This is a genomic window from Actinomadura sp. 21ATH, from assembly GCF_041951345.1.
Lineage (GTDB): Bacteria > Actinomycetota > Actinomycetes > Streptosporangiales > Streptosporangiaceae > Spirillospora.
In genome coordinates this window covers 57,235-83,927 of the sequence record NZ_JBGNUR010000015.1, presented here as the reverse complement: position 1 = coordinate 83,927, position 26,693 = coordinate 57,235, and the positions used below count along the sequence as shown (strand labels likewise).

Sequence of the window (26,693 nt, the reverse complement as noted above, 5' to 3'; positions counted from 1 at the left end):
GCGGCGCCGGGGACAGAAAAGGACAGAACAGGCCAGCTCGGGTCAGGACAGGTCAGGCGGCGGTCTGGGCCATGGCCTTGCGGATGCGCTTGTCCGACACCGGGAAGCGGGTGCCGAGCTGCTGGGCGAACAGGCTCACCCGCAGCTCCTCCAGCATCCAGCGCACCTGCCGGACGGACTCGTCGCCCCGGCGGGCGGGGTGCAGCCGCGCGAGGAACGTCTCGTACTCCCCTTCCAGGAGCACGACCTGGTTGATCAGGAGCCGGTCGCGGCCCGGGTTCTCCGGCAGCTTGTCCAGCCGGATCTCCAGCGCCTTGAGGTAGCGCGGCAGGTCGGCCAGCCGCTGCCAGCCGGTCTCGGTGACGAAACCCGGATGGATCAGCCTGCCCAGATGCCCGCGGATCTCGGTCAGCGCCGGGACGAGCGTGAGGCTGGCGGTGCCGCGCAGCCGCCGGTCGATCTCGTGCGACAGCGCCAGGATCCGCTCCACCTGCCCCACGATCGCGGCGGTGGCGTCGTGGAGATCGGCGCGGACGCGGTCGTACAGCGCCCGGTAGCCCGCCTCGTCCCACGCCGGTCCCCCGGCCTCGGCGATCAGCCGGTCGGCCGCGGCGGTCACGCAGTCCTCGAACAGCACCGCGACCGAGCCGTGCGGGCTGTGGCTCAGGGCCAGCTTGCCCTGGTTGGTGAGGCGGCCCTGGATCTGCTTGACCGGGGACGGCGCGTTCAGCAGGATCAGCCGCCGCGTGCCCTTCCACATCGCGGCGCGCTGCTCGGCCTCGGTCTCGTACATGCGGACCGCGACGGCGTCGCCCTCGTCGGTCAGCGCAGGGAACGCCCTGACCTCGTACCCGGCCTGCTTCCGCTCGTAAGTGCGGGGCAGCTCGCCGATCGTCCACTCGCGCAGGCCGCCGCGCTCCAGCCCGCCGGCGGTGGCGGCCTTCGACAGCGTGCCGCGCACCTTGCCCTTGAGCCGGCGTTTCAGCTCGTCCAGGTCGGTGCCCTCGGCGAGGGTGCGCTCGCGGTCGTCCACGACGCGGAACGTGACGCGCAGGTGGGGGGCGAGGCGGCCGAGGTCCCACGCCTCGCGGGCCACCTGGACGCCGGTCATGTCGCGCAGCTCGCGTTCGAGGGCGTCCAGGAGCGGCTCGGTGCGGGGGGTGAGGCGGTCGAGCAGCTTGCGGGCGTAGTCGGGGGCCGGGACGAAGTTGACCCGCAGCTGCTTGGGCAGCGAGCGGATCAGCTCGGTGACCAGCTCGGCGCGCAGCCCCGGGACCTGCCACTCGAAGCCGTCCGGCCGGACCTGGTTGAGCACCTGCACGGGGATGTGCACGGTGACGCCGTCGGCGTCGGCGCCCGGCTCGAACTGGTACGTCAGCCGCAGCTTCAGCTGGCCCTGCCGCCACGCGTCGGGGTAGTCGGCCTCGCTGACGTCGTCGGCGCTCTGGTTGATGAGCATCGACTTCTCGAAGTTCAGCAGGTCGGGCTCGGCGCGGCCGGCCTTCTTCCACCAGGCGTCGAAGTGCCGCCCGGACACGACGTCCGCGGGGACGCGCTCGTCGTAGAAGTCGAACAGCGTCTCGTCGTCGACGAGGATGTCGCGCCGCCGGGCGCGGTGCTCCAGCTCCTCGACCTCGTCCAGCAGCGCCCGGTTGTCGTGGAAGAACCGGTGGTGCGTCTCCCAGTCGCCCTCGACCAGCGCGTGCCGGACGAACAGCTCGCGCGCCAGCTCCGGGTCGATGGCGCCGTAGTTGACGCGGCGGCGCGCGACGATCGGCACGCCGTACAGCGTGACCGTCTCGTACGCCATCACGGCCGCCTGCTTCTTGGACCAGTGCGGCTCGCTGTGGTTGCGCTTGACCAGGTGCCCGGCCAGCGGCTCGACCCACTCGGGCTCGATCCTCGCGTTGATCCGGCCCCAGAGCCGGGACGTCTCCACCAGCTCGGCCGACATCACCCAGCGCGGCGGCTTCTTGAACAGCGCCGAGCCGGGGAACACGGCGAACTTGGCGCCGCGGGCGCCGATGTACTCGTTCGGCTGCCGCCGCCGCTGGCCGCCGGCGTCGTCCTTCCTGCCGTCGGCCTTCTTGGTGTCGGTGTCCATGAGGCCGATGTGCGACAGCAGCCCGGCGAGCAGCGACACGTGGATGCGGTCGGGCGGCGCGTCGGTGCTGTTGGTGGTGACGCCGAGGCCCTTGGCGACCTGCTTGAGCTGGGAGTGCAGGTCCTGCCATTCGCGCACGCGGAGGAAGTGCAGGAACTCGTTCTTGCACATGCGCCGGAACTGGCTGCCCGACAGCTCGCGCTGCTGCTCGCGCAGGTAGTTCCACAGGTTCAGGTACGCCAGGAAGTCGGAGGTGGGGTCGGCGAAGCGGCGGTGCTTCTCGTCGGCGGCCTGCTGGTGCTCGGCGGGACGCTCGCGCGGGTCCTGGATCGACAGCGCCGCGGCGATGATCAGCACCTCGCGGACGCAGCCGTTGGCGTCGGCCTCCAGCACCATCCGGCCCAGCCGCGGGTCGATCGGCAGCTGCGCCAGCCGCCGGCCGCGCTCGGTGAGCCGCTTGCGCGGGTCCTTCTCGGCCGGGTCGATCGCGCCCAGCTCGTGCAGCAGGTCGACGCCCGCCTTGACGTTGCGCCGGTCCGGCGGCTCCACGAACGGGAACGCGGCGATGTCGCCCAGCCCCAGCGCGGTCATCTGCAGGATGACCGAGGCGAGGTTGGTGCGCAGGATCTCCGGGTCGGTGAACTCGGGCCGGGACTCGAAGTCCTCCTCCGAGTACAGCCGGATGCAGATGCCCTCCGACACGCGGCCGCAGCGGCCCTTGCGCTGGTTGGCCGACGCCTGCGACACCGGCTCGATCGGCAGCCGCTGCACCTTCAGCCGGTGGCTGTAGCGGGATATCCGGGCGGTGCCGGGGTCGATGACGTACTTGATGCCCGGAACGGTCAGCGAGGTCTCGGCGACGTTGGTCGCCAGCACGATCCGCCGCCCGCGGTGGGGCTGGAAGACCCGGTGCTGCTCGGCCGACGACAGCCGCGCGTACAGCGGGAGCACCTCGGTCGCCTCGCCGCGCCGCCCGCGCAGATGCTTGGAGAGCGCGTCCGCGGTGTCGCGGATCTCGCGCTCGCCGCTGAGGAAGACCAGGACGTCGCCGGGCGCCTCCAGCGCCAGCTCGTCCACGGCGTCCAGGATGCCCTGGACCTGGTCGCGGTCGGGATCGGCCTTGGGGTCCTCCGGGTCGGTGAGCGGGCGGTAGCGCACCTCCACCGGGTACGTGCGGCCGGACACCTCCACGATCGGGGCGTCGTCGAAGTGCGCCGAGAACCGCTCGGGGTCGATCGTCGCCGAGGTGATGATCACCTTGAGGTCGGGCCGCCGGGGCAGGATCTCCTTGACGTACCCGAGCAGGAAGTCGATGTTGAGGCTGCGCTCGTGCGCCTCGTCAATGATCAGCGTGTCGTAGCGGCGCAGCAGCCGGTCGGTCTGGATCTCCGCCAGCAGGATGCCGTCGGTCATGAGCTTGACCAGCGTGCCGTCGCTCGACCTGTCGGTGAACCGCACCTTGTAGCCGACGGCCTCGCCCAGCTCGGTGTCCAGCTCCTCGGCGATCCGGTCGGCGACGGTGCGGGCGGCCAGCCGGCGCGGCTGGGTGTGCCCGATCGAGCCGAGGACGCCCCGGCCCAGCTCCAGGCAGATCTTGGGCAGCTGCGTCGTCTTGCCGGACCCGGTCTCGCCCGCCACGATCACGACCTGGTGGTCGCGGATCGCGGCCGCGATGTCGTCCTTCTTCTGGCTGACCGGCAGCTGCTCCGGATAGGTGATCGCCGGTACGGCGGCGCGGCGCCGGGCGACCCGGCGCTCGGCGGCCTCGACATCGGCGGCGATCTCGCCGGCCACGCGCTCGCGGCGCGCGGCGTCCCGCATCTTCTGCGCGCCCTCGATACGGCGGCGCAGCCGGTGCCGGTCGATCGGCATCAGCTCGGGCAGGCGCGCGCGCAGATCGGCGAGCGGCGTACTCACAGGCGTTCCCATACGGTCGACAAGGATAATTCGCGGGCCGTGGTGATCTTGCGGGACGGCCCGGGCGATCATCCCGCAACCTCGCACCGTAGCCGGACCGGCCCGGTGCCCGCGAGCCGTTTTCCCGCTGGGACAACGTCGCAGGCGGGACCGGCATTCCATCCCCGCCGCCACCCCCGGGATGCCCGCGGAACGGCGGATCATCGTTCATCATGGCCCGCATGGGGACTCCGGGGGCCGCGGGACGGCATCGGATCGACCGCCTGCTGGGTTCGGGCGGGTTCGCGTCGGTCTGGCTGGGCCATGACGCCGAACTCGACTCGCCCGTCGCGGTCAAGATCCTGGCCGACCACTGGGCGCTGCGCGAGGACGTGCGGGAACGGTTCGTCCGCGAGGCCCGGCTGCTGCGCCAGGTCGACTCGCACCTGCTGGTGCAGGTCTTCGACATCGGCGAGCTGGACGACGGCCGCCCCTACTTCGTCATGACCTACGCCGACCGCGGCAACCTGGAGGAGCGGCTGGCCGCCGAGCCGCCGCCGCTGAACGAGGCGCTGCGGCTGGCCAGGGAGATCACCGAGGGCGTGCGGGCGCTGCACGAGCGCGGGATCGTGCACCGCGACCTCAAGCCGTCCAACGTGCTGATCCGGTCGGTCCCCGGCGGCGGCGAGCGGATCATGCTGTCGGACCTGGGGATCGCCCGGACCGAGGACCACCTGTCGAGCCTGACGCTGCCCGCCGGGTCGCCCGGCTACATGGCGCCCGAGCAGGCCCGGATCGACGGGGCGCCCGACCGGCGGTCCGACGTGTACGGGCTGGGCGCGCTCACCTACCACCTGCTGACCGGCGAGCCGCCGGGCGCTTCGCGGCCCGGGGAGCCGGCGGCGGTGCCGGCGCCGCCGAGCCGGGCGCGGCCGGAGGTCCCGCCGTCGGTGGACGAGGCCGTGCTGCGCGCCCTGGAAGCGGACCGCGATCGCCGCTGGCCGTCCGCGGCGGCCTTCGGGGCGGCCCTCGACCGGATCACCAGCAAGGTCGACACCGACCCGCTGGCGGGCGCGCGCACTCCCCCGCGGGCCCGGGAAGGGCGGCGGCCGGGACGGTGGCTCCGCTCGCCGGGGCTCGGCCTGAAAGGGCACCGCCTGGCGGGGCGCCTCCGCGTCCCGATCCTCGCCGGCGGCGCCGCGGTCACGGTCATGGTCGCGGCCGGCGGCGCGTTCCTGCTGGCCGGCCCGCCGGACGGCGCGGACGGGGGCACGTCCGCCGCGCGCGTGGCCGATCCGGACGGGCGGCTGCTGCGGACGGACGCCGGGATCCCGCCGCGGTACCGGTCGCTGATCATCAAGGCGGGCAGCTGGTGCGATCTGGACGGCCTGAGCCCGGCGCTCATCGCCGCCATGCTCGCCGCCGAGAGCGGCTTCGACCCCCATCTGCGCGATCCGGCCAAGGACGAGTACGGCATCGCCCGCTGGACGCCGAACGTCCTGGTCCACTGGCAGCCCGGCGGCCTCGACCACCCCGAGCCCCGCCCGGACCAGATCACGCCGGAACTGTCGATCCCGGCCATGGGCCGCTTCCTGTGCTACTGGGGCAAGGATCTGAAGGATCTCCCCGGCGACCCCGCCCTCAACCTGGCCGCGATGTACCGCACGTCCTCCAGGACCGTCCGGAAGGCGGGCGGCGTGCCCGAGGAGTACAGGGCGCACGCCGAGAAGGTCCGCAAGTACATCGAGACCTACAAGCCGGCCGGGCCGGCCGGGCCGGCCTGATCAGGCCGTATCGGCGCCTGCTCGCGCGCCGGCGCCCTTCTTGCCGTGGCTGGCATTGAAGCGCGCCTTCTTCTGGCGATTCCCGCACGTGTTCATCTCGCACCACTTGCGGGTGCGGCTCTGGCTGGTGTCGAAGAAGGCGGCCCGGCAGGTCGGCGACGCGCACAGGGCCAGTCTCCCGTCCCGTTCGCCGGCGATGATGCTGATCGCGTCGGCGGCGATCACGCCCAGGGCGTCCTCCACGCGGGACGCCGGATTCAGCCGCCATTCGCGCTCGCCCTCGGGCGTCAGAACGGCCGCGGCCCGCCCCTGAACGCTGAAGTCGTTGATGATCCGCACAGCGGACGCAGGGAGGTCCTCCTGGTTCGCGGCCGCCGTCGCGGCGGCGTGGATCGCCTCCCGCAGTTCGCGGGCGTTCTCGAGCTGGGCGGGGGTGCAGGATTCCACGGCCAGGCCGTTCACCGCCAGCCAGTCGGCGAGTCGCCGCGGCGTGGGAATGCGTTCCACGGGATCGCCGCGGCGCTCCGTCAGGGTCCCCGTGAAGCTGGTCGCCAGCACGCCGCCGAGACGGAATCCGGGGAACTCGGCGCGCATGGAACCACCTTAGCAGGTTGCCCCCGGCCGCCCCCGGCTGTTAGAACCGTCTTAGCCGGTTCGCAGTGGATCGCGGCCGGCTCCGCGACGACCAGGAGGTCCCATGCCCGGTCCAGCCGATGACGTGCGAGCGTTCGAAGCCCGCGCGGCCGGCGCCGATCTCGACGATCTGCGGGCGCGACTGGCCGCGGCGCGGCTGCCGGAGGCCGAGACGATCCACGGCGCCGCGCCCGGCCCGCGCCGATGGGATCAGGGCGTTCCGCTCGCCGACCTCGTCGAGGTCGTCGACCACTGGCGCACCGGGTACGACTGGCGGTCCTTCGAAGAGCGCCTCGACCGGATCGGCCAGTTCCGCACGACCATCGACGGCCTGGGGATCCATTTCCTGCACCGCCGGTCTCCGCGCGCGGACGCCACTCCCCTGATCCTGACGCACGGCTGGCCGGACAGCGTCGTCCGGTTCGTCGACGTGGTGGACGAGCTGGCGGATCCGGGGGACGCGGGCGCGCCGGCGTTCCACGTCGTGGTCCCGTCGCTGCCCGGCTTCGGCTACAGCGACCGGCCGGCCACCACCGGGTGGGGCACCGAGAGGATCGCGGCCGCCTGGGTGGAGCTGATGGGAAGGCTCGGCTACGGCGAGTTCGCGGCCCACGGCGGCGACTGGGGCGGCAACATCACCACGGTCCTCGGCGGCAGGTTCCCGGCGCACGTGCTCGGCATCCACACGACGTTCGCGGAGGCGCCGCCCGGACTGACGACGGACGGGCTGACGGCGGACGAGCGCGCGTGGGCCGACGAGACCCGCGACTTCTGGCTCCACCGCGCGGCGTACGCGAAGCAGCAGGCGACCCGGCCGCAGACCATCGGCTACTCGCTCGTCGACTCGCCGGTCGGGCTTCTCGCGTGGATCCTGGACAAGTTCGCCGAGTGGTCCGACACCGCGGACAGCCCGTTCGAGACGATCTCCATGGACCGCGTCCTCGACAACGTCACCCTCTACTGGCTGACGCGGACCGGCGCGTCGGCGGCCCGCATCTATTACGAGAGCCACGACTCGCTGGACCCTGGGCTCCGGGTCGACGTCCCGTCGGCGCTCACCATGTACCCCCGCGACACCGAGAAGTGCCCGCGCCCCTGGGCTCAGGAGCGGTACCGGCGGATCGTCCACTGGAGGACGCCCGAGGCCGGGGGGCACTTCCCGTCGCTGGAGGTTCCCGAGTACTTCGTCAGGGACGTGCGGGAGGGCCTCGCGGCGGTGCTGGCCGCCGGCCGGTGATCCTCGCCCGGGCCGGCGAGGAGGGCCTCAGTTGCGGGGGACGAGGCGGAGCGCCAGGCCCGGGCACGCGGCCACGGCCCGGCGGGCCTCGGGTTCCAGGCGGGCGGGGATCGGTTCGCCCGGGATGACCGGGTAGCCGTACTCGTCCATGCGGACCAGGCCGCGCAGGATGCCGGCGCAGAGGCCGTGGCCGTCGCAGCGGCTCCAGTCGACCTCCAGGTGGAGGCGGGCGCCGGTCTCCGCCGGGAGCACCCCGAGGACCGGCCGCCCGCAGCCGCCGTGCGTGCGGTGGCGGGACGCGTCGGCGGCGAAGACGTCCAGCGCGGACAGGACGAACCGGCTCGTGCCGTCGGGATGGGTGCAGGCGCCGCGGCCGGCGGCCATCCGGACGGCCCGGCGGATGGTCCGCTCGGCGGAGGCGGCGTCGCGCCCTTCGGCCAGGTCCGCGAGGGCGCCGGCGATGTCGGGCAGGCCGAGGCGGCAGGGCCCGCACTGGCCGGCGGACTCGGCGGCGAGGAAGCGGGCGACGCGGGCGCACTCGCCGAGCGGGCAGGTACGGCGGCCGAGGGGCATGATGACGCCCGCGCCGAGCGTGCCGCCGGCGTCCCGCAGCCCCTCGCGGGAGAGCCGCGCCCGGACGGCGGCCTCGCCGGTGATCCAGGCGCCGTGGTAGCCGCCGACCAGGACGCCCTCGCTCGCGCGGGCCCCGCAGAGGTCGAGCAGGTGGCCCAGCGGCGCGCCGGCCGGCGTCTCCACCACGGCGGGGAAGCGGGCCGAGCCGGTGACGGTGAGGAGGACGGTGCCCGGTTCGGCCGGCGTTCCGACGCGGGCGTAGCGGTGCGGGCCGAGGGCGGCGAGCACGGCGAGCTGGGCGTAGGTCTCGGCGTTGGACAGCAGCGTGGGGAGGCCGCCGACGCCGCGGGTGGCGGCGCGGACCTTGCGGCCGGGCGGGACGGGCCGGCGGCCGTTGATGCCGCGGACGAGCGCGCCGCCCTCGCCGGTGATGAAGCGTTCGGGGAGCCGGACGACGCGGGCCCGGGCCGCCAGGCCGCGCTCGGCGATGGCGTCGTCCATCGAGGCGGCGGCGCCGGCCTCGGTGATCCCGAGGACGATCTCGCCGGCGCCGAGGGCGGTGGCGGCCAGCGTGGCGCCGTCCAGGACGAGGTGCGGGGCGCTGCGCAGCAGCACCTTGTCCTTGGCGCTGCCGGGCTCGCCTTCGGTGCCGTTCACGACCACGACCGCGCGCCTGCGCCGCCGCACCGAGCTGTCGGCGACGGCGCGGACCTTGCGGGCGAACGGGAACGCGGCCCCGCCGCGGCCGTGCAGCCGGCCGGCCTCGGCGAGCGCGACGAGCCGCTCGCAGGTCAGCGGGGACGGCTCGGGGTGCAGGCGGCGGTGCGCGTCCCAGTCGAGCCGGCCGGCGCCCGCCAGCCCGGCGGTCAGCCGGGGCGGCCCGACATGGCGTACGGCGATCATGCCGGCCGCTCCTTCCGGCGGGCCCGCCCGGCCTGCCGCGCCAGCCGTACGGCCAGGGCCACCGCCACCGCGGCGAGCGAGGCCAGGTACGCGGCGCGGACGGGGGCGGGCGGGGTGCGCCCGGCGGTGAGGCCGTGCAGGACGGCCAGCGGCCAGGCGGCGTACGCGGTCAGGTGCAGCGCCCGCCACGTCCAGGGGTGGCGGACGGGGGCGAACCGGCCGCGCGCGATGCCGCTGGCGGTGGCCACGGCCAGCAGGTAAAGGGCGATCGGCCCGGCGCCGGCGGGCAGCACGGCGTCGAGCACGCCCACGCGGTGCCGCAGCAGCTGGGAGGCCAGGTGCACGGCCAGCATGGCGACGGCGGTGAACGCGGCGGCGCGGTGCGCGGCCTGCGCGCGGACCCGGGCGGCGGGCGGGAGGACGCCGCGCCCGGCCGCCAGCAGCCCGATCATGACCGACAGGGTCAGCGCGACCAGCGCGAGCACGCCGCAGTAGTGGTCGGCGAAGCCGCCGGCGGCCGCGGCCGCGGGGCCCGCCCAGCCGAGCGAGATCGCCAGCCCGAGGGCGAGCCCGGCCGCGCCCGGGACGGCGGCGGTGAGGAGGAGGAAGCGGCGGCGGTGCGCACCGGGTCCGGGCCGCCGCCGCGCCGTGCCCGCCGCACCGGCCGCGGCGGGGCGGCCGGGGCCGATCCCGAAGCCGGCGGTCAGCTCGTGGAGCGGCCTCCTCCGGCGGGGGGAGGGCGAGGAGGGACGGTCGGGGTCCATCGCTCGGCGGCACCGGCCTCTCGGAATCGTGGCTGGCGGTTCCTGTGGCCTCTACGATGCGTGCGCGCCCCCGGCGGTTCGGTGAGTTTCGCCTTTCCGGGGGCGGCCCCGGCCGTTTCCGGCCGCGGCCGCCCGGTCCGGCGGGGTCAGCCCGCGCCGTACACCGGCTCCGGGGCGGGCGCCTGGGCGAGCAGGTCGCGGACGGCGGCGCCCACGTCGGCCGGGTCCCAGCGGGCGCCCTTGTCGACGGTGGGGCCGTGCCGGAACGCGTCCATCACGCAGATCTTGCCGCCCTCGGCCTCGAACACCCGGCCGGTGACCCCGGCCGAGTCGGCCGAGCCGAGCCAGGCGACCAGCGGCGAGACGTTCTCGGGGGCCATGGCGTCGAACTCGCCCTCGGCGGGCGCGGCCATCGTCTGCGCGAAGACCTCCTCGGTCATCCGGGTGCGGGCGGCGGGCGCGATCGCGTTGACGGCGACCCCGTACCGGCCCAGCTCGGCGGAGGCGACCAGGGTCAGCCCGACGATGCCGGCCTTGGCGGCGGAGTAGTTGCCCTGGCCGACGCTGCCGAGCAGGCCCGCGCCGGAGGACGTGTTGATCACGCGGGCGTCCACCGGGCGGCCGGCCTTGCTCTCGGCCCGCCAGTACCGCCCCGCGTGCTTCAGCGGCAGGAAGTGGCCCTTGAGGTGGACCCGCATGACCGCGTCCCACTCGTCCTCGGAGAGGTTGATCAGCATCCGGTCGCGCAGGAACCCGGCGTTGTTCACCAGCACGTCCAGCCGGCCGAACGCCTCGATCGCGGTGGCCACCAGCGCGGCGGCGCCCTCCTCGGTGGCGATGTCGTGCGGGCTGGCGACGGCCTGGCCGCCGAGCGCCTCGATCTCCTTGACGACCTCCTGCGCGGGGCCGCCGGAGGCGTCGCCGGAGCCGTCCCTGGCCACGCCCAGGTCGTTCACGACGACCTGGGCGCCCTGGCGGGCGAACTCCAGGGCGTGCGCGCGGCCGAGGCCGCGGCCGGCCCCGGTGACGATGACCACTCGGTCCTTGCAGATCACTCGGCATCCCTCCCGTACGTCCCTGCGGGCTCTGCTACGGTCTGTTCTAACAAATGTTTGGTGGAAAGGTAGCGCATGGGAATCTCCACCACGACCCTGCCCGGCGGGGTCGCCGAGATCGTCGTCGACGCGCCGCCGGTCAACGCGCTGACCGTCCAGGGCTGGTACGACCTGGCCGACGCGGTCACCACGGCCGGCCGCGACCCTGGGATCGGCGCGGTCGTGCTCCGCTCGGAGGGCCGCGGCTTCAACGCGGGCGTCGACATCAAGGAGATGCAGTCCACCGAGGGCCACACCGCGCTGGTGGGCGCCAACCGGGGCTGCTACGCGGCGTTCGCCGCCGTCTACGAATGCGAGGTCCCGGTCGTCGCCGCCGTGCACGGCTTCTGCCTGGGCGGCGGGATCGGCCTGGCCGGCAACGCCGACGTCGTCGTGGCCTCCGAGGACGCCTACTTCGGGCTCCCCGAGGTCGACCGCGGCGCGCTCGGCGCCGCCACCCACCTGGCCCGGCTCGTCCCGCAGCACCTGATGCGCGCGATGGTCTACACCTGCCGCAACGTCACCGCCGCGGAGCTGCACCACCACGGGTCGGTGCTGGAGGTCGTCCCCGCGGGCGGGCTGCGCGACAAGGCCCTGGAGGTCGCGGGGAACATCGCCGCCAAGGACCGGTACGTGATCCGGCGCGCCAAGGAGTCGCTGAACGGCATCGACCCCGTCGACGTCAAGCGCAGCTACCGGTTCGAGCAGGGCCTCACGTACGAACTCAACCTGGTCGGCGCGGGCGACGAGCACCGCGACGCCTTCGTCCGGCAGGGAGCGGAGCGATGAGCGGTCCTGACACCGCCAAGGTGAAGAGCATCGACGAGATCGTCGGCTCGCTGGAGAGCGGGATGACGATCGGGGTCGGCGGCTGGGGCTCGCGGCGCAAGCCGATGGCGCTGGTCCGCGCGATCCTGCGGTCCGACCTCACCGACCTCACCGTGATCTCGTACGGCGGCCCGGACGTGGGCCTGCTCTGCGCGTACGGCAAGGCGCGCCGCGTCATCGCCCCGTTCGTCACGCTGGACTCGGTGCCGCTGGAGCCGCACTTCCGGATCGCCCGGCAGAACGCCGCGGTCGAGTTCACCGAGTACGACGAGGGCATGTTCATGTTCGGGCTGTACGCGGCCGCGAACCGGCTGCCGTTCCTGCCCACCCCGGCGGGCCTCGGCTCGGACGTGCTCAAGGTCAACCCGCGGCTCAAGACGGTGCGGTCGCCGTACGAGGGCGGCGAGGAGCTGATCGCGGTCCCGCCGCTGAAGATGGACGTCTCGCTCATCCACATGAACCGCGCCGACGTCCGCGGCAACGCCCAGTACCTGGGACCCGACCCGTACATGGACGACCTGTTCGCCAAGGCCGCCGACCGCGCCTACGTCTCGTGCGAGCGCCTCGTCGACACCGCCGACCTGCTGAAGGAGGGGCCGCTGCAGTCCCTGCTGATCAGCCGGTCGCACGTGACCGGCGTGGTGGAGACCCCGAACGGCGCGCACTTCACCACCTGCGAGCCCGACCACGACCGGGACGAGGCGTTCCAGAAGCACTACGTCAAGTCGGCGGGCGACCCGGACCAGTGGGCGGCCTTCCGCGACCGCTTCCTGTCCGGCGACGAGACCGCCTACCAGCAGGCCGTCCGGGAGTACCACGAGGAGACCCGATGACTACAGCTACCGCGACGCGCGCGGAGGTCTGCGCGGTGGCGTGCGCCGAGATGTTCCGGGGCGACGGGGAGATCGTCGCCGCGGCGGTCAGCGGCATGGTGCCCGCGGTCGGCGCCCGGCTGGCGCGGCTGACGTTCGAGCCCGGCCTGCTCACCACCGACGGCGGGCCGCGGCTGACGGCCGACGCGATCCCGCTGGGCGCCCCGGCCGGCGACGTGGAGGGCTGGCTGCCGTTCCGCGACCACCTGTGGCTGGTGCTGAACGGGCGGCGGCACGTGGTGCTGGGCGCGAGCCAGATCGACGCGTACGGCAACTCCAACATCTCCTGCATCGGGGACTGGGAGCGGCCCAGGTCGCAGCTGCTCGGCGTCCGCGGCGCGCCCGGCAACACCAGGGTCAACACCACCAGCTACTGGATCCCCAAGCACACCACGCGCGTCTTCACCGAGAAGGTCGACTTCGTCAGCGGCATCGGCTGGGACCGCGGCGCGTACGAGATCCGCGTCGTCGTGACGAACCTGGCCGTCCTGGACTTCGCCACCCCCGACCACCGCATGCGGCTGCGCTCGGTGCACCCGGGCGTGAGCGTGGACGACGTCGTCGCCGGCACCGGCTTCGACCTGGTGATCCCCGACGAGGTCCCCGAGACGCGCCTGCCCACCGCGGAGGAGCTGCGGATCATGCGCGAGGTGCTCGACCCCAAGGGCCTGCGGGAGCGCGAGGTCCCCCAGTGAGCCGAGGCCCTCAGTCCAGGCAGGGCGGCGCCATGAGCGGGCAGCTGCTCGACACCCCGCTGACCCGGCTGGTCGGCGTGAAGCATCCGGTCGTGCAGACCGGGATGGGCTGGGTCGCCGGGCCGAAGCTCGCGTCGGCGGTCGCGAACGCGGGCGGCCTCGGCATCCTCGCCTCGGCGACGATGACGCTGGACCAGCTCGCGGTGGCGATCCGCGAGGTCAAGGAGCGCACCGACGCGCCGTTCGGGGTCAACCTGCGGGCGGACGCCGGGGACGCCGGCGAGCGGATCGACCTGATGATCAGAGAAGGGGTGAAGGTCGCCTCGTTCGCGCTGGCGCCCAAGCCCGAGCTGATCGCCAAGCTGAAGGACGCCGGGCTCGTGGTGATCCCGTCGGTGGGCGCCCGGCGGCACGCGGAGAAGGTCGCCGCCTGGGGCGCCGACGCCGTCCTGGTGCAGGGCGGCGAGGGCGGCGGGCACACCGGCGCGGTGGCGACCACGCTGCTGCTCCCCCAGGTCGTCGACGCCGTCGACATCCCGGTGATCGCGGCCGGCGGCTTCTTCGACGGGCGCGGCCTGGCGGCGGCGCTGGCGTACGGGGCCGCGGGCGTGGCCATGGGCACCCGGTTCCTGCTGACGTCCGACAGCTCGGTGCCCGACGACGTCAAGAAGGTCTACCTCGGCACGAACGAGACCGTCGTGACCCGGCAGGTCGACGGCATGCCGCACCGGGTGCTGCGCAGCGACCTGGTCGACACGCTGGAGCGCTCGGGCCGGGTCGGCGGGCTGGTCCGCGCCGTGCGCAACGGCGCCCGGTTCAAGAAGCTGTCCGGGATGTCGTGGCGCGCGATGATCGCCGACGGCAAGGCGATGAAGCACGGCAAGGACCTGTCCTGGTCGCAGGTGCTGATGGCGGCCAACACCCCGATGCTGCTCAAGGCCGCGATGGTGGACGGCCGCCCGGACCTGGGCGTGATGGCCTCCGGCCAGGTCGTCGCCCTGATCGACGACCTGCCCGGCTGCGCGGAGCTGATCGCCGAGATCGTCGAGGGCGCGGCCGCGGCGATCGCCGCGCAGCGCTCCCACCTGGTGAACCCCGCGTAGGACGGATGCGACGGCCGGGCCGCCGCCCTCACCCGAGGGCGGCGGCCCCGCTGTGCCGCGGCCCGTGAGCGGTGCCGCTCAGTACCGGCCGCCCACCGCCTGCGGGAGGCCGTCCAGTTCGGCCAGGTCGGCGGGGGTGAGGTCCACAGCGGCGGCGCCGGCGTTCTCGCGCAGGTAGCGCGGCTTCTTGGTGCCGGGGATCGGGATGACGTGCTCGCCCTGCGCGAGCGTCCAGGCGATCGCGACCTGCGCCGGGGTGGCGCCGTGCCGCTCCGCGACCGCGCGGACCACGTCCACGATCCGCAGGTTGGCCTTCAGCGCCTCCTCCTGGAAGCGCGGGTTGCGGCCCCGGAAGTCGGTGTCCTCGAAGTCGGCCGCGGTGACCGTGCCGGTGAGGAACCCGCGCCCCAGCGGCGAGAACGGCACGAACGCGGCGCCGTTGGCCGCGCACCAGCCGACCACGTCCCCGGGGCCGTCGTCCGCGGCGGTGTCGCCCACGAACGCGCCCGCGGCGCCGCCCGGGGCGCCCATCGCGTCCCGGGTCCACAGCGACAGCTCCGACTGGATCGCCGCGACCGGGTGGATCGCGTGCGCCTCCGCCGCCTGCGCCACCGTGACCTCCGACAGGCCGAGGTGGCGGACCTTGCCCTCGGCGGCGAGCTCGGCCATCGCGCCCCACGTCTCGGCCAGCGGCACGGCGGGGTCGACGCGGTGCAGGTAGAACAGGTCGACGGTGTCGGTGCCCAGGCGCCGCAGGCTCTCCTCGGCGGACCGCCGGACATGCTCGGGGCTCCCGTCGCGGCGCATGCCTCCGGTGGCATCGCGGTCGACGACCAGGCCGGTCTTGGTGGCCAGCACGGCCCGGTCCCGGTCGCCGCCGGCCAGCGCGCGGCCCACCAGCGTCTCGTTGTGGCCGTCCCCGTACACCTGGGCGGTGTCCAGGAACGTCACGCCCAGGTCCAGCGCCTCGCGGATCAGCGCGACCGAGGCGTCGTCGTCGCGTTCGGAGGGGGCGTACGCCCAGCTCATGCCCATGCAGCCGAGCCCGATCGCGCCTACGGGCGTGCCGGCGAAGTCGCGGCGGGCGATGGGGGTCTTCTCTTCGTTCGCCATACCGATGATCCTGGACGAACTCGGGCGGAAGCGGCAGAGTCCGTTCATCATGGGTGTGGCACCACCACCCTCGCGGGGCCGCCTCAGCCGGCCTCGACCAGGCGCGGGCCGTCCATCAGCCGCTCCAGCCGGGCCTCGGTGCCGCTGCCCGGCCGCGGGTTGTACAGGACGAGGTGGAGGCCCGGCCGGCCCGCCAGCGGCAGCAGCGTCGACTCGAAGACCAGCGTGCCCGCCTCGGGGTGCTCGACGGCCTTCACGACCTGGCCGCCCGCCGACACCTCGTGCCGGGCCCACAGCTCGGCGAACTCCGGGCTGCCGGCGAGCATCCGGTCGATCAGCCGGCCGAACTCCGGATCGTCGGGGTAGCGCGCCGCGTCCGCCCGGAAGCGGGCCACGACGCCGCGCGCCGCCTCGTCCCAGTGCGCGTGCAGGGCCCGGTAGCGGGCGCTGGTGAAGAACATCACCAGGCAGTTGCGGTCGCTCTCGCCGTAGCCGAAGACGGCCCGGGCGCCGTCGTTGACGGCGATGAAGTTCCAGTGCCGGTCGCGGACGTAGCCGGGGCGCGGCGACCATGCCTCCAGGACGCGCCGCAGCTCGGGGGTCACGGCCTCGCCGCCCTCCGCGCCGGCCCGCGCGGGCGGGTTGAGCCCGGCCAGCAGGTAGAGGTGCTCGCGCTCGGCCTCGTCCAGCCGCAGCGCGCCCGCGACGGCGTCCAGCACGCCGTCGGAGACCTTGATGTCGCGGCCCTGCTCCAGCCAGGTGTACCAGGACACCCCGACCCCGGCGAGCACCGCGACCTCCTCGCGCCGCAGCCCCGGGGTGCGGCGCCGGCCGGCCTCGGGCATGCCGACGTCGGCGGGGCGGAGGCGGGCGCGGCGGGTGCGGAGGAAGTCGCGCAGCTCCTCGCGGCGCCGGCCGGCTGGGGAGGGTTGGGGCATACCGCAACGATAGCCGCGACCGCGGCCCGGAGGATCAGACGAACGCGCGGCCGCTGCGCAGGCGCCTGCGAGTGTCGCGCAAATAGAGGTTCCACGGGAACGTGCGGAGCGCGCGCGGCATGACCCGGTTGAGGGCCGCCGCGAACCGGGTGAACCGGTCGAAGCGCGCCTGCTGCGCGGCCGTCCACGGCAGGCCCAGCTCGGCCCGGAACTCCGGCGGCAGGAAGCCCAGCGTGACGAACCGGCTGAACGGCCCGAACGCCCGGCGGAGCGGGCCCGGCATGAACCCGAGGTCGACCAGCCGCCGCAGGTAGGCCCGCGTCAGGCCGTCCATCTCCAGCTCCCCGACCGTCGCCTTCCAGTACTCCTCGAAGGCCGCGCGGTCGGCCGGCCACATGTCCTCGGGGACCTGGAGCGTCGTGCCCAGCCGGGACGCGTGCGCATAGAGGGCGTCCATGACGTCGGGCCTGAGGTCGCCGTACAGGGCGGTGAGGACGTCCTCGGTCCCCCTGTAGAGGCAGGCGGCCACCCACAGCTGGAGCTTGCGGTCGAACGCGTTGTAGCGGACCTTCTCCCCGGGCGCGGAGTGGACCTGCCGGTGCTGGCGGTCGACCTCCTTGCGCAGCAGCTCGCGCTCCTCGTCGGTGCCGTGCCAGGCCACGACCACGTAGCTGAGCGTGGTGCGCAGCCGCTTGATCGGGTGCTTGTCGATCCGGCCGCTGTCGACCTTGCTCTTGGCCACGCCGTGGCCGACCGGGAGCAGGGCCAGCTGCATGACCACGTTCGCCGAGGCGGCGCTCAGCGCGAACCAGCTGAGCGCGTTGTCGATCGCGTGCGCGGCCTGGCGGGAGCCGCCCGGCCCGCCGGCCCGCACGAGCCGGCCGCCCGGGACGGGCGCGACCGGCCGCGCCGCGGTGGCGGGCGGTTCGTTCGCGGGGAGGCGGCCGGCTGCTTCGGTGGCCATGGAACCTCGTTTCGGACGCGGGAGGCTTGATCCTTACCGGTCCTCCACCGTGCCGCAGTAAGTGCTCACTTTCAATGTGACGTGGGACACTCCGCGAGGCGGCCGGGACCCGTCAGGCGACCGCTCCCTCCGCCCGCAGCCGGGCGATCGCCGCGGCGTCGTACCCGAGCGCGGCGAGCACGTCCGCGGTGTGCTCGCCCAGCGCCGGGATCGGGTCCATCCGCGCCTCGGCGCCGGCGAACGTGATCGGCGGCAGCACCGCGCGCAGCGCGCCGACCGGCGAGCCCACCTCCCGCCAGCGGTCCCGCCCGGCCAGCTGCGGGTGGGCGACCAGGCCGTGCCCGTCGTTGAGCGTGGCGTTCGGCACGCCCGCCGCGTCCAGCCGGCGCAGCAGCTCCTCCCGCGGCATCGCCGACGTCACCGCCGCGACCAGCGCGTCCACCCGCCGCCGGTTGCGGACCCGCGCCTGGTTGGTGGCGTACTCCGGATCGTCCACCAGGTCCGGCCGGTCCAGCACGCCGGCGGCCAGCGCGGCCCAGCCGCGGTCGTTCTGGACGCCGATCACCACGTCGGCGCCGTCGGCGGTCGGGTACGCGTCGTACGGCACGATGACCGGATGCCCGAGCGCGGTGCGCTCGGGCGGCGCCCCGGTGTAGAGCGTGGTGTAGACCGTCTGCCCCATCCACTCGGCGACCGCGTCGAACATCGACACCTCGATCGCCGCGCCCTCGCCGGTGGTGCCGCGCCGCACCAGCGCCGCCAGCGCTCCCGAGAAGGCGTACATCCCGGCGGCGATGTCGGCGAGCGGCGAGCCGGCCTTCACCGGCGTCTCCGGCGTCCCGGTCACCGAGATCAGTCCCGCCTCGGCCTGCACGAGCATGTCGTAGGCGCGCTTGTCGCGGTACGGGCCGCCGCTCCCGTACCCGGACATGTCGATCACGATCAGCCGGGGGTCGGCGGCCCGCAGCCGCTCCGCCGACAGCCCCATCCGGGCCGCGGCGCCCGGCGCGAGATTCTGCAGGAACACGTCGGCGCCGGCGACCAGCTCGCCGAGGATCCGCCGGCCCGCCGGATGCTTGAGGTCGAGCGCGACCGACTCCTTGGACCGGTTGAGCCAGGCGAAGTGGGTGCCGAGCCCGCCCTTGACGGCCGAGTCGTACGCGCGGGCGAAGTCGCCGCCGTCCACCCGCTCCACCTTGATCACCCGCGCGCCGAGGTCGGCGAGCTGGCGGCTGGCGAACGGCGCGGCCACCGCCTGCTCCAGCGCGACGACCGTGATCCCCTCCAGGGGCAGCATGCGCGGTCAGCCCTCCAGCAGCCGGCGGCCGATGATCATCTTCTGGATGTCGGCGGTGCCCTCGCCGATCAGCAGCATCGGCGCCTCCCGGTAAAGCCGCTCGATCTCGTACTCCTTGGAGTAGGCGTAGCCGCCGTGGATCCGGAACGAGTCCTCCACGACCTCCTTGCAGTACTCGCCGGCCAGGTACTTGGCCATCCCGGCCTCCAGGTCGTTGCGCTCCCCGGAGTCCTTGCGGCGGGCGGCCATCACCACCATCTGGTGCGCCGCCTCCACCTTCGTCGCCATCTCCGCGAGCCGGAACAGCACCGCCTGGTGCTCGGCGATCGGCCGGCCGAACGTCTCCCGCTCGCGGGCGTAGTCCAGGGCCAGCTCGTACGCGCGGCGGGCCATGCCGGCGCCGCGCGCGGCCACGTTCACGCGGCCGACCTCGACGCCGTCCATCATCTGGTAGAAGCCGCGCCCCGGCTCGCCGCCGAGGATCTGCCCGGCGGGGATCCGGTACCCGTCGAAGAGGAACTCGGTGGTCTCGACCCCCTTGTAGCCCATCTTCTCGATCTTGCCGGGGATCGTCAGGCCGGGCGCGACCTCGCCGAACCCGGGGGTCTTCTCCACCAGGAACGTCGTCATGCCCTTGTGCCCCGAGTCCGGGTCCGTCCGGACGAGCGTGGCGACCAGGCCGGCCGAGGCGCCGTTGGTCAGCCACATCTTCTGCCCGGTGATCAGGTAGTCGGCGCCGTCCGGGACGGCCCGGGTCCGGATCGCCGACACGTCCGAGCCGCAGTGCGGCTCCGACATCGAGAACGCGCCGCGGATCTCGCCGGCGGCCATCCTCGGCAGGTAGTGCGCCTTCTGCTCGGGCGTGCCGTGGTGGGCGACCATCCAGGCGACGATGAAGTGGGTGTTGACGATCCCCGACACGCTCATCCAGCCGCGCGCCAGCTCCTCCACCACCAGCGCGTACGTCAGCAGGGACGCGCCGAGGCCGCCGTACTCCTCGTCGATGACCAGCCCGAACAGCCCGAGGTCGCGCATCCCGTCCACGATCGCCTGCGGGTACTCGTCGGCGTGCTCCAGCTCGGTGGCCACCGGCAGGATCTCCCGGTCGACGAACGCCCGCACCGTCGCCAGGATCTCGCGCTGCTCGTCGGTCAGCCCGTGCGTCTGCTGCAACCTGCTCACGATCGGTCCCTTCCTGTCACTGTCAACGGCCCGGGAAGCGCGGCCCGCGGCGGCGGCGTCATGAGGCGGCGCCGTCGCCGTCCCAGAACCCCTGGCCTTCCAGGTGCGCCACCAGCAGCGTGCCCGCGTGCCGGATGTGGGCGCCCATCGCCGCCCGCGCGGCCTCGGCGTCGGCGGTCCGCAGCGCCGCGAGGACCTGGTGGTGGTCGTCCACCGACGCCCGGTCCCAGCCCTGGATGCTCGCGTAGAAGCGGCGCGGCGCGTACCGGACGACCAGCTGCAGCAGCCAGGCGGTCTTCGGCGACCCGGCGGCCAGGTTGATCACCCGGTGGAACTCGTGGTTGGCCCGCTCGACGCCCTCGGCGTCGAGCGCCTCGGCCGCCCGCTCCAGCCGCTCCTGCGTGCGGCCGAGGGCGGCCGCCCCGCCCGCGCCGAGGCGCCCGGCGGCGCGGGCGGCCAGTTCCCCGGCGAGGTACGCCTGCGCCTCGAAGAGGTCCTGGACGTCCTGCCGGGTCAGCGGCGCCGGCATGAACCCGCGGCGCGGCTCCAGCGTCACGAACCCCTCGCCGCGCAGCGACAGCAGGGCCTCGCGGACGGGCGTGACGCTGACCCCGAGGTCCTCGGCGATCCGCTCCAGGCGCAGGAACTCGCCGTGCCTGACCTGGCCGGACATGATGAGGTCGCGCACGTACGCGGCCACCTCGTCGCCGAGCTGGCGGCGCCGGCCGAGGGCCCGGTCGTCCGGAGGGGCCATGCCGTCGCCTCCCGTGCCGTCCGGCGCCGCCCGATGCGGGTCCGCGCGAAGTCCGGAACAAAATATATGAAATGCGATCATGGCGCGAGGGTCTGGAGCGCGCCGCCGCGCGTGCTCACGCGGCCGCGGCGCGCCGCCCGTCCCGGCACTCGCCGAGAGAGGGGGCGCGCCGCGTACGTCCGGCTCGGGCCGGGTCAGAGGCGCTCGATGATCGTGACGTTGGCCTGGCCGCCGCCCTCGCACATCGTCTGCAGGCCGTACCGGCCGCCGGTGCGCTCCAGCTCGTGCAGCAGCGTGGTCATCAGCCGGGCGCCGGTGGCGCCGAGCGGGTGGCCGAGCGCGATCGCGCCGCCGTTCGGGTTGACCTTCTCCGGGTCGGCGCCGGTCTCCTTGATCCAGGACAGCACGACCGGGGCGAACGCCTCGTTGATCTCGACCGCGTCGATGTCGCCGATCGTCATGCCGGCCTTCTTGAGCGCGTACGCGGTGGCCGGGATCGGCGCCGACAGCATCCGGATCGGGTCCTCGCCCCGCGCCGAGATGTGGTGGATGCGAGCGCGCGGCGTGAGGTTGTGCTCCTGTACCGCCCGCTCGGACGCGACCAGCAGCGCCGCGGAGCCGTCGGTGATCTGCGAGGACACCGCGGCGGTCAGCCGGCCGCCCTCGACCAGCGTCTTCAGGCCCGCCATCTTCTCCAGCGTGGTGTCGCGGCGCGGCCCCTCGTCGGTGGCGTGGCCGTCGATCGGGGCGATCTCGCGCTCGAAGCGGCCCTCGTCGATCGCCCGGATCGCCCGCTGGTGGGAGTTGTAGGCCCACCGCTCCATCTCCTCGCGGGACAGGTCCCAGTCCCGGGCGATCATCTCGGCGCCCGCGAACTGCGACACCTCGGCGTCGCCGTACCGCCGCACCCAGCCCTTGGAGCCCGCGAACGGGCCCTCGGTGAAGCCCAGCGGCTCGGCGGCCGTCATCGCGTACGAGATCGGGATCTGCGACATGTTCTGCACGCCGCCCGCCACCACCAGGTCGGAGGTGCCCGACAGGACGGCCTGAGCGGCGAAGTGCACCGCCTGCTGCGAGGAGCCGCACTGGCGGTCCACGGTCACGCCCGGGACCTCCTCGGGCAGCCCGGCGGCCAGCCAGCAGGTCCGGGCGATGTCGCCGGCCTGCGGGCCCACCGTGTCCACGCAGCCGAAGATCACGTCCTCGACCGCCGCCGGGTCGGCCTGCGAGCGGTCCATCAGCGCGCTCAGCACGTGCGCGCCCAGGTCGGCGGGGTGCACCCCGGACAGCGCGCCGCCGCGCTTCCCGACCGGCGCGCGGACCGCTTCGACGATGTAGGCCTCGGCCATTGGGGGGTCTCCTTCGTACGGGTCGTACGGGTTCTGATGCGTTCTAGGTCGCCTGGATGCCTTCCAGGACCATGGCGAGGTACTGCTTGGCGATGTCGTCGGCGGACAGCCGCCCGCCGCGCTGGTACCAGTTGGCCGCGAGCCAGACGGTGTCGCGGATGAAGCGGTAGACGAGGGTCCGGTCGAGGTCGGAGCGGAACGCCCCCTCCTTGACGCCCCGTTCCAGCACCGAGGTCCACATCTGCTCGAAGCGGCCGTGGGAGTCCCGCAGGTAGCTGAAGCGCTCCCCGGCGGCCAGGTGCTTGGACTCGTTCTGGTAGATCACGACGGCGGGCCGGTGCCGGTCTATCGACCGGAACGACTCGACGACCAGCGCCTCCAGCGTCTCGCGGGCGCCGAGGCCCGCCTCCAGGACGCGGTCGTACGCGGCCCACATCTCGTCCAGGAACGTCGACAGGATCTCGTCGGCCATCGACTCCTTGGAATCGAAGTGGTAGTAGAGGCTGCCGCCCAGGATCCCGGCCGCGTCGGCGATCTGCCGGACCGTGGTGGCGGAGTACCCCTGCGAGGCGAACACCTCCGCGGCCGTGGCGAGCAGCTCGGCCCGCCGCTCCGCGCGCGCGGCCGCGGTTCCCTCGGCGTCGCGCCGTCGTGGACTCATGGTGGAAGGTTCCTTACGGATGCTGGCTGGAGACGGAGACGACCTCGCCCGTCATGTACGAGGAGTAGTCGCTCGCCAGGAAGACGATAACGTTCGCCACCTCCCACGGCTCCGCGTAGCGCCCGAACGCCTCGCGGCCGGTCAGGTCGTCCAGCAGCTCCTGCGAGGTCACCTTGACCAGGTGCGGGTGCATGGCCAGCGACGGCGACACGGCGTTGATCCGCACCCCGTGGTCGGCGGCCTCCAGCGCGGCGCAGCGGGTCAGCGCCATCACCCCGGCCTTGGCGGCCGCGTAGTGCGACTGGCCCTTCTGCGCCCGCCAGCCGATCACCGAGGCGTTGTTGACGATCGCGCCGCTCCCCTGCTCCCGCATGATCCGCAGCGCGGCGCGGGTGCAGCGCATGGTGCCGTTCAGCGTGATGTCCAGGACGCGGTTCCAGGCGTCGTCCTCCATGTCGACCAGGTCGGCGGTGCCGCCGAGGCCGGCGTTGTTGACCGCCACGTCGATCCGGCCGTACCGCTCGACGGCCAGCGCGTACAGCGCCCGGACCTGCTCCTCGGACGTCACGTCGCAGGGCAGCGCGGCGACCCGGTCGGCGCCGAACTCCTTCTCCAGCGCCTCCCGCGACTCGTTCAGCCGCCGCTCGTGCGCGTCGGAGATCAGGACGCGGCCGCCCTCCTCCAGGGCGCGGCGCGCGGTGGCGCCGCCGATCCCGGCACCGGCCGCGGCGGTGATCACCACGACCCGGTCGCGCAGCAGGCCGCGGGCCTCGGGGTAGGGGGGCGGGGGCGTCATGGGCGGGCCTCCGTGCTCATGGTCGCGCTCGCTCCTCGTTCGTTCCTCACTCGGTCGCTCTCCGCTCGCGTGGCAGGCCGAGCACCCGCTCGGCGATGATGTTGCGCTGGATCTCGTTCGACCCCGCGTAGATGGTGTCGGAACGGGAGAACAGGAACAGCCGCTGCCAGTCGTCCAGGTCGTACGGCTCGCCCTCGGCGACCAGTCCGGCGGCGCCGAGCACGTCCATGGCCAGCTCGCCCAGCTCGCGGTGCCAGGTGCCCCAGACCAGCTTGGAGATCGACGACTCGGGCCCGGGCGCCCCGGCCGCGACGCCCGCCATCGTGCGGGTCGCGTTCAGCCGCATGATCTCCAGGCCCATCCAGGAGCGGGTGAGCCGGTCGCGCAGCAGCGGGTCGTCGATCGCGCCGGTGCGGCGGGCCAGGTCGATCACGCCCTGCAGCTCGCGGCGGAACCCGACCTGCTGCCCCAGCGTCGCCACCCCGCGCTCGAACCCCAGCGTGGCCATCGCGATCTTCCAGCCCTCGCCGGGCGCGCCGACGATGTTGCCGGCGTCGGTGCGGGCGCCGTCGAAGAACACCTCGTTGAACTCCGAGGTGCCGGTGATCTGGATGATCGGCCGGATGTCCACACCGTCCTGGCGCATCGGGACGAGCAGGTACGACAGGCCGGCGTGCCGCTGGGAGCCCGGCTCCGTGCGGCAGACCACGAAGCACCAGTCGGCCTCCATGGCCAGCGACGTCCAGACCTTCTGGCCGGAGACGCTCCAGCCCTTCTCGTCCAGCTCGGCGCGGGTCTGCACGTTGGCCAGGTCGGAGCCGGCGTCCGGCTCGGAGTAGCCCTGGCACCACAGCTCCTCGACCGCCACGATCGGCGGCAGGAAGCGCTCCTTCTGCTCCTCGGTGCCGAACGCGATGATCGTCGGGCCGAGCAGGTTCTCGCCGATGTGGCCGACCCGCGCGGGGGCGTCGGCCAGGGCGTACTCCTCGTTGAAGATCACCTGCTGCTCGACGGTCGCGCCGCGCCCGCCGTGCTCCTCCGGCCAGCCGATGCACGTCCAGCCCGCGGCGGCCATGTGCCGTTCCCACGCCAGCCGTTCCTCGTGCGCCTCGTGCTCGCGGCCCGGGCCGCCCAGCCCGCGGGCGTGCGCGAACTCGCCCGAGAGGTTGGTCTCCAGCCAGTCGCGCACCTCGGCCCGGAACGCCCGGTCCTCGGGGGTCTCGTTCTGCTCCACGCCGCGAACTCTACCAAACAGTTGTTAGAAAGAATCGACCCGCACCACGAACACCGTGGTGTCGTCGGCGCTCGGGTCGTGCCGCATCCGGTCCAGCACCGTCTCCAGCACCTCCTGGGGATCGTCCCCGCACTCGCCCACCAGCTCGGTCAGCCGGTCGAGGCGCTCCTCCAGATCGGCGTCCCGGCGCTCCACCAGCCCGTCGGTGTAGAGGACGACCAGATCGCCCGGCTCCAGCCGGGACGAGACCGTCGCGTACTCCCACGCCGGCAGCGCCCCCAGCATGGGATCCGGCCGCACCCGCAGCTGCGACGCGGCGCCGTTTCGCAGCAGGATCGGCGGCAGGTGGCCCGCCGAGGCCCACTCCATGATCCGGTCCGCCGGGTCGTAGCGCGCCACCAGGGCCGTCCCGGTCGCCGCCCGCTCCTCCTCCAGCTCGCCGACCATCTCGTTCAGCCAGCCCACCAGCCGCCCGGGGACCTGCCCGGTGTACGCCAGCCCCAGCAGCGCGTTGCGGGTCCGCGCCATCGCCGCCGCCGCGGGCAGCCCGTGGCCCGCCGCGTCGCCGATCGCCAGCAGCGTCCGGCCGTCCGGCAGCGGCTTGCACGCGAACCAGTCGCCGCCGACCCGTTCCGCGCTCCCGGCGACCAGCGTCCGCACCGCCAGCCGCAGCCCCTCCGGCTGCGGCAGCTCCTCCGGAGCGGGCAGGATCGCCCGCCGCAGCGTCACCGCCACCCGCCGCTCCTGCGCCGCCCTGGCCTGCTGCCGCAGGATCTCCCGCCGCGTCTCCGCCAGCGCCTGCTCGATCCCCCGCCGCCGGGTGATGTCCTGCGACAGCAGATTGACCGACACCGGGCGGCCCGCGGAGTCCAGCACCGGCTCGGCGAACACCCACAGATGCCGCTGCTCCCCCGCCGGCGTCACCACCCGGTGCTCCATCTCCACCGGCTCCTGCCTGGACAGCATCGTCTGGAACCGCTCCTCGGTCAGCGGCCGGTCCTCGTCCATCACCACCTTGGACAGCTCGTCCAGCATCGGCGCCGACCCCGGCCGCAACCCGTAGTTCGCCGCCATCTGCGGCGTCCACTGCAACCGGTCGGTCGCCAGGTCGTACTCGGCGAACCCCAGCGCCGCCAGCCGCCCGGCTCGCTCCAGCCGGCGCCGCAGCCGGTCCTCGTCGTCCAGGTAGTGCCAGGTCACGCAGACGCCGGTCGGGACGGCCACGCATTTCACGGCCATCCGCGACGTCCGCGTCTCCCCCTCCTGCGCCGTCGAGAACTCGAACGGGCCCCGCTCATAGGGGCGTCCCGTCTCGAGCACCTCCACGTACCGCGCGAAAAGCCCCAGCAGCGCGGAACCCGGATCCATGCGCAGCAGCCGCTGCCCGGCCAGTTCCTCGGCGCCCCGCCCGAAAAGGTCGCGGGTCGCGGTATTCAAATTCGCATAAAGGAAATCGAGCACCTTCCCGCCGTCCCTCACGGGCACCAGATGCGCGGCCGAGTCGATCGAGGCGTCCAGCACGGCCTTCGCCTCGGGATCGTCCGGCAACTCCGCCAGCCTCCTGGCGTCCTCGGCCACATCGGCCTCGGGCACCGGGAACGCCTCGATGCTCGGCACCACCCGCGGCGGCGTCACCGCGGCGTGCGCCCCGGCCGCGCTCTCCGGCTCCTCCGGCGGGAGCGTGCGCCCGCCCCGTACGCCGGTGACCATCGCGGCCGCCTCCTCCAGCCCCACGTCCAGGTCGCGGGCCAGCCAGATCAGATGCTGCAGCGCCTCCTCGGGCTGCACCCCCAGCCGCCCGGCGAGCACGACCCGTGCCTCGGCGAGGATCGCGCGCTCGCGAGCGGCCCCGCGCAGATCGGCGAGTTCCGGTATCAGCGGCGTGCTCTCGGTTTCCCTCACACGAATCCCCCATCAAA

Annotated in this window: 22 protein-coding genes; 6 read left to right on the top strand and 16 right to left on the bottom strand. The window is 73.9% G+C overall.

The features are described 5' to 3' along the window. Positions 1-52: 52 nt before the first annotated feature. Positions 53-4,033, bottom strand: coding sequence for an ATP-dependent RNA helicase HrpA (gene hrpA / locus ACA361_RS32520; protein ID WP_375018403.1), 3,981 nt, complete (start codon positions 4,031-4,033; stop codon positions 53-55). Positions 4,034-4,242: 209 nt separating this feature from the next. On the opposite strand from hrpA, the gene ACA361_RS32515 reads away from it, so the two are divergent. After that, on the top strand, positions 4,243-5,784 hold the full coding sequence (locus tag ACA361_RS32515; protein ID WP_375018401.1) for a protein kinase: 1,542 nt from the start codon (positions 4,243-4,245) through the stop codon (positions 5,782-5,784). Here the strand turns inward: ACA361_RS32515 and ACA361_RS32510 are convergent, their stop codons facing one another. Beyond that, positions 5,785-6,378, bottom strand: coding sequence for a CGNR zinc finger domain-containing protein (locus ACA361_RS32510; protein ID WP_375018399.1), 594 nt, complete (start codon positions 6,376-6,378; stop codon positions 5,785-5,787). Positions 6,379-6,502: 124 nt separating this feature from the next. On the opposite strand from ACA361_RS32510, the gene ACA361_RS32505 reads away from it, so the two are divergent. Further along, positions 6,503-7,654: an epoxide hydrolase gene (locus ACA361_RS32505; protein WP_375018397.1), complete on the top strand. Its 1,152-nt coding sequence runs from the start codon at positions 6,503-6,505 to the stop codon at positions 7,652-7,654. Between the two features lie 27 nt (positions 7,655-7,681). Here the strand turns inward: ACA361_RS32505 and ACA361_RS32500 are convergent, their stop codons facing one another. From ACA361_RS32500 to ACA361_RS32490, 3 genes are all read right to left on the bottom strand, one after another. After that, positions 7,682-9,130, bottom strand: a complete 1,449-nt coding sequence (locus tag ACA361_RS32500; RefSeq protein ID WP_375018396.1) for an NADH-ubiquinone oxidoreductase-F iron-sulfur binding region domain-containing protein — start codon at positions 9,128-9,130, stop codon at positions 7,682-7,684. Then, complete coding sequence (locus ACA361_RS32495; protein ID WP_375018395.1) at positions 9,127-9,894, bottom strand: hypothetical protein; 768 nt, start codon at positions 9,892-9,894, stop codon at positions 9,127-9,129. Before ACA361_RS32495 ends, ACA361_RS32500 begins: the two co-directional genes overlap by 4 nt. 146 nt (positions 9,895-10,040) lie before the next feature. Then, on the bottom strand, positions 10,041-10,949 hold the full coding sequence (locus ACA361_RS32490) for an SDR family oxidoreductase (protein WP_375018394.1): 909 nt from the start codon (positions 10,947-10,949) through the stop codon (positions 10,041-10,043). A gap of 75 nt (positions 10,950-11,024) precedes the next feature. Here ACA361_RS32490 and ACA361_RS32485 point away from each other — a divergent pair, with 75 nt between their 5' ends. The 4 genes from ACA361_RS32485 to ACA361_RS32470 are packed head-to-tail and all read left to right on the top strand — an operon-like array spanning position 11,025 to position 14,486. Then, complete coding sequence (locus ACA361_RS32485) at positions 11,025-11,777, top strand: enoyl-CoA hydratase family protein (protein ID WP_375018392.1); 753 nt, start codon at positions 11,025-11,027, stop codon at positions 11,775-11,777. After that, the gene (locus ACA361_RS32480; RefSeq protein WP_375018390.1) at positions 11,774-12,649 is read left to right on the top strand and encodes a CoA transferase subunit A; all 876 of its coding nucleotides are present in this window, start codon (positions 11,774-11,776) and stop codon (positions 12,647-12,649) included. The genes ACA361_RS32485 and ACA361_RS32480 overlap by 4 nt, the downstream gene beginning before the upstream one ends. Then, complete coding sequence (locus tag ACA361_RS32475; RefSeq protein WP_375018388.1) at positions 12,646-13,383, top strand: CoA-transferase subunit beta; 738 nt, start codon at positions 12,646-12,648, stop codon at positions 13,381-13,383. Before ACA361_RS32480 ends, ACA361_RS32475 begins: the two co-directional genes overlap by 4 nt. 32 nt (positions 13,384-13,415) lie before the next feature. Beyond that, on the top strand, positions 13,416-14,486 hold the full coding sequence (locus ACA361_RS32470; RefSeq protein ID WP_375018386.1) for an NAD(P)H-dependent flavin oxidoreductase: 1,071 nt from the start codon (positions 13,416-13,418) through the stop codon (positions 14,484-14,486). 78 nt (positions 14,487-14,564) lie between these two features. Here ACA361_RS32470 and ACA361_RS32465 read toward each other — a convergent pair whose 3' ends face one another. The 11 genes from ACA361_RS32465 to ACA361_RS32415 all read right to left on the bottom strand — a co-directional run bounded on the left by ACA361_RS32465 (position 14,565) and on the right by ACA361_RS32415 (position 26,676). Continuing rightward, entirely contained in the window at positions 14,565-15,599 is a 1,035-nt protein-coding gene (locus tag ACA361_RS32465) for an aldo/keto reductase (RefSeq protein ID WP_375018384.1), read from the bottom strand. 83 nt (positions 15,600-15,682) lie between these two features. After that, positions 15,683-16,537, bottom strand: coding sequence for a helix-turn-helix transcriptional regulator (locus tag ACA361_RS32460; RefSeq protein ID WP_375018382.1), 855 nt, complete (start codon positions 16,535-16,537; stop codon positions 15,683-15,685). 34 nt (positions 16,538-16,571) lie between these two features. Beyond that, the gene (locus ACA361_RS32455) at positions 16,572-17,501 is read right to left on the bottom strand and encodes an oxygenase MpaB family protein (RefSeq protein ID WP_375018380.1); all 930 of its coding nucleotides are present in this window, start codon (positions 17,499-17,501) and stop codon (positions 16,572-16,574) included. A 112-nt stretch (positions 17,502-17,613) separates the two neighbouring features. Beyond that, a complete protein-coding gene (locus ACA361_RS32450; RefSeq protein ID WP_375018378.1) occupies positions 17,614-18,798 on the bottom strand; it encodes a CaiB/BaiF CoA transferase family protein in 1,185 nt (394 codons plus the stop codon). Between the two features lie 6 nt (positions 18,799-18,804). Continuing rightward, positions 18,805-19,980, bottom strand: a complete 1,176-nt coding sequence (locus ACA361_RS32445) for an acyl-CoA dehydrogenase family protein (protein WP_375018376.1) — start codon at positions 19,978-19,980, stop codon at positions 18,805-18,807. A gap of 58 nt (positions 19,981-20,038) precedes the next feature. Next, positions 20,039-20,734 (bottom strand): GntR family transcriptional regulator, encoded by a 696-nt coding sequence (locus ACA361_RS32440; RefSeq protein ID WP_375018374.1) that lies wholly within the window; start codon positions 20,732-20,734, stop codon positions 20,039-20,041. A 194-nt stretch (positions 20,735-20,928) separates the two neighbouring features. Further along, positions 20,929-22,083, bottom strand: coding sequence for an acetyl-CoA C-acetyltransferase (locus tag ACA361_RS32435; protein WP_375018372.1), 1,155 nt, complete (start codon positions 22,081-22,083; stop codon positions 20,929-20,931). Between the two features lie 43 nt (positions 22,084-22,126). After that, positions 22,127-22,744, bottom strand: coding sequence for a TetR family transcriptional regulator (locus ACA361_RS32430; protein ID WP_375018370.1), 618 nt, complete (start codon positions 22,742-22,744; stop codon positions 22,127-22,129). Positions 22,745-22,757: 13 nt separating this feature from the next. Continuing rightward, positions 22,758-23,540 carry an SDR family oxidoreductase gene (locus ACA361_RS32425; RefSeq protein WP_375018368.1) on the bottom strand — a complete coding sequence of 261 codons (783 nt, stop codon included), beginning with the start codon at positions 23,538-23,540 and terminating at the stop codon, positions 22,758-22,760. A gap of 46 nt (positions 23,541-23,586) precedes the next feature. Beyond that, positions 23,587-24,774, bottom strand: a complete 1,188-nt coding sequence (locus ACA361_RS32420; RefSeq protein WP_375018366.1) for an acyl-CoA dehydrogenase family protein — start codon at positions 24,772-24,774, stop codon at positions 23,587-23,589. A gap of 24 nt (positions 24,775-24,798) precedes the next feature. Beyond that, on the bottom strand, positions 24,799-26,676 hold the full coding sequence (locus tag ACA361_RS32415; protein ID WP_375018364.1) for a PP2C family protein-serine/threonine phosphatase: 1,878 nt from the start codon (positions 26,674-26,676) through the stop codon (positions 24,799-24,801). Positions 26,677-26,693: the final 17 nt, after the last annotated feature.

What these genes read in the sequence shown, in the direction of transcription:
- ACA361_RS32475 (WP_375018388.1), top strand. Translation starts at nt 12,646, where the DNA reads ATGACTACAGCTACCGCGACGCGCGCGGAGGTCTGCGCGGTGGCGTGC.
- ACA361_RS32460 (WP_375018382.1), bottom strand. Translation starts at nt 16,537, where the DNA reads ATGCCCCAACCCTCCCCAGCCGGCCGGCGCCGCGAGGAGCTGCGCGAC.
- ACA361_RS32435 (WP_375018372.1), bottom strand. Translation starts at nt 22,083, where the DNA reads ATGGCCGAGGCCTACATCGTCGAAGCGGTCCGCGCGCCGGTCGGGAAG.
- ACA361_RS32430 (WP_375018370.1), bottom strand. Translation starts at nt 22,744, where the DNA reads ATGAGTCCACGACGGCGCGACGCCGAGGGAACCGCGGCCGCGCGCGCG.
- ACA361_RS32485 (WP_375018392.1), top strand. Translation starts at nt 11,025, where the DNA reads ATGGGAATCTCCACCACGACCCTGCCCGGCGGGGTCGCCGAGATCGTC.
- ACA361_RS32510 (WP_375018399.1), bottom strand. Translation starts at nt 6,378, where the DNA reads ATGCGCGCCGAGTTCCCCGGATTCCGTCTCGGCGGCGTGCTGGCGACC.
- ACA361_RS32480 (WP_375018390.1), top strand. Translation starts at nt 11,774, where the DNA reads ATGAGCGGTCCTGACACCGCCAAGGTGAAGAGCATCGACGAGATCGTC.
- ACA361_RS32515 (WP_375018401.1), top strand. Translation starts at nt 4,243, where the DNA reads ATGGGGACTCCGGGGGCCGCGGGACGGCATCGGATCGACCGCCTGCTG.
- ACA361_RS32495 (WP_375018395.1), bottom strand. Translation starts at nt 9,894, where the DNA reads ATGGACCCCGACCGTCCCTCCTCGCCCTCCCCCCGCCGGAGGAGGCCG.
- ACA361_RS32450 (WP_375018378.1), bottom strand. Translation starts at nt 18,798, where the DNA reads ATGCTGCCCCTGGAGGGGATCACGGTCGTCGCGCTGGAGCAGGCGGTG.
- ACA361_RS32440 (WP_375018374.1), bottom strand. Translation starts at nt 20,734, where the DNA reads ATGGCCCCTCCGGACGACCGGGCCCTCGGCCGGCGCCGCCAGCTCGGC.
- ACA361_RS32425 (WP_375018368.1), bottom strand. Translation starts at nt 23,540, where the DNA reads ATGACGCCCCCGCCCCCCTACCCCGAGGCCCGCGGCCTGCTGCGCGAC.
- ACA361_RS32455 (WP_375018380.1), bottom strand. Translation starts at nt 17,501, where the DNA reads ATGGCCACCGAAGCAGCCGGCCGCCTCCCCGCGAACGAACCGCCCGCC.
- ACA361_RS32465 (WP_375018384.1), bottom strand. Translation starts at nt 15,599, where the DNA reads ATGGCGAACGAAGAGAAGACCCCCATCGCCCGCCGCGACTTCGCCGGC.
- ACA361_RS32500 (WP_375018396.1), bottom strand. Translation starts at nt 9,130, where the DNA reads ATGATCGCCGTACGCCATGTCGGGCCGCCCCGGCTGACCGCCGGGCTG.
- ACA361_RS32470 (WP_375018386.1), top strand. Translation starts at nt 13,416, where the DNA reads ATGAGCGGGCAGCTGCTCGACACCCCGCTGACCCGGCTGGTCGGCGTG.
- hrpA (WP_375018403.1), bottom strand. Translation starts at nt 4,033, where the DNA reads ATGGGAACGCCTGTGAGTACGCCGCTCGCCGATCTGCGCGCGCGCCTG.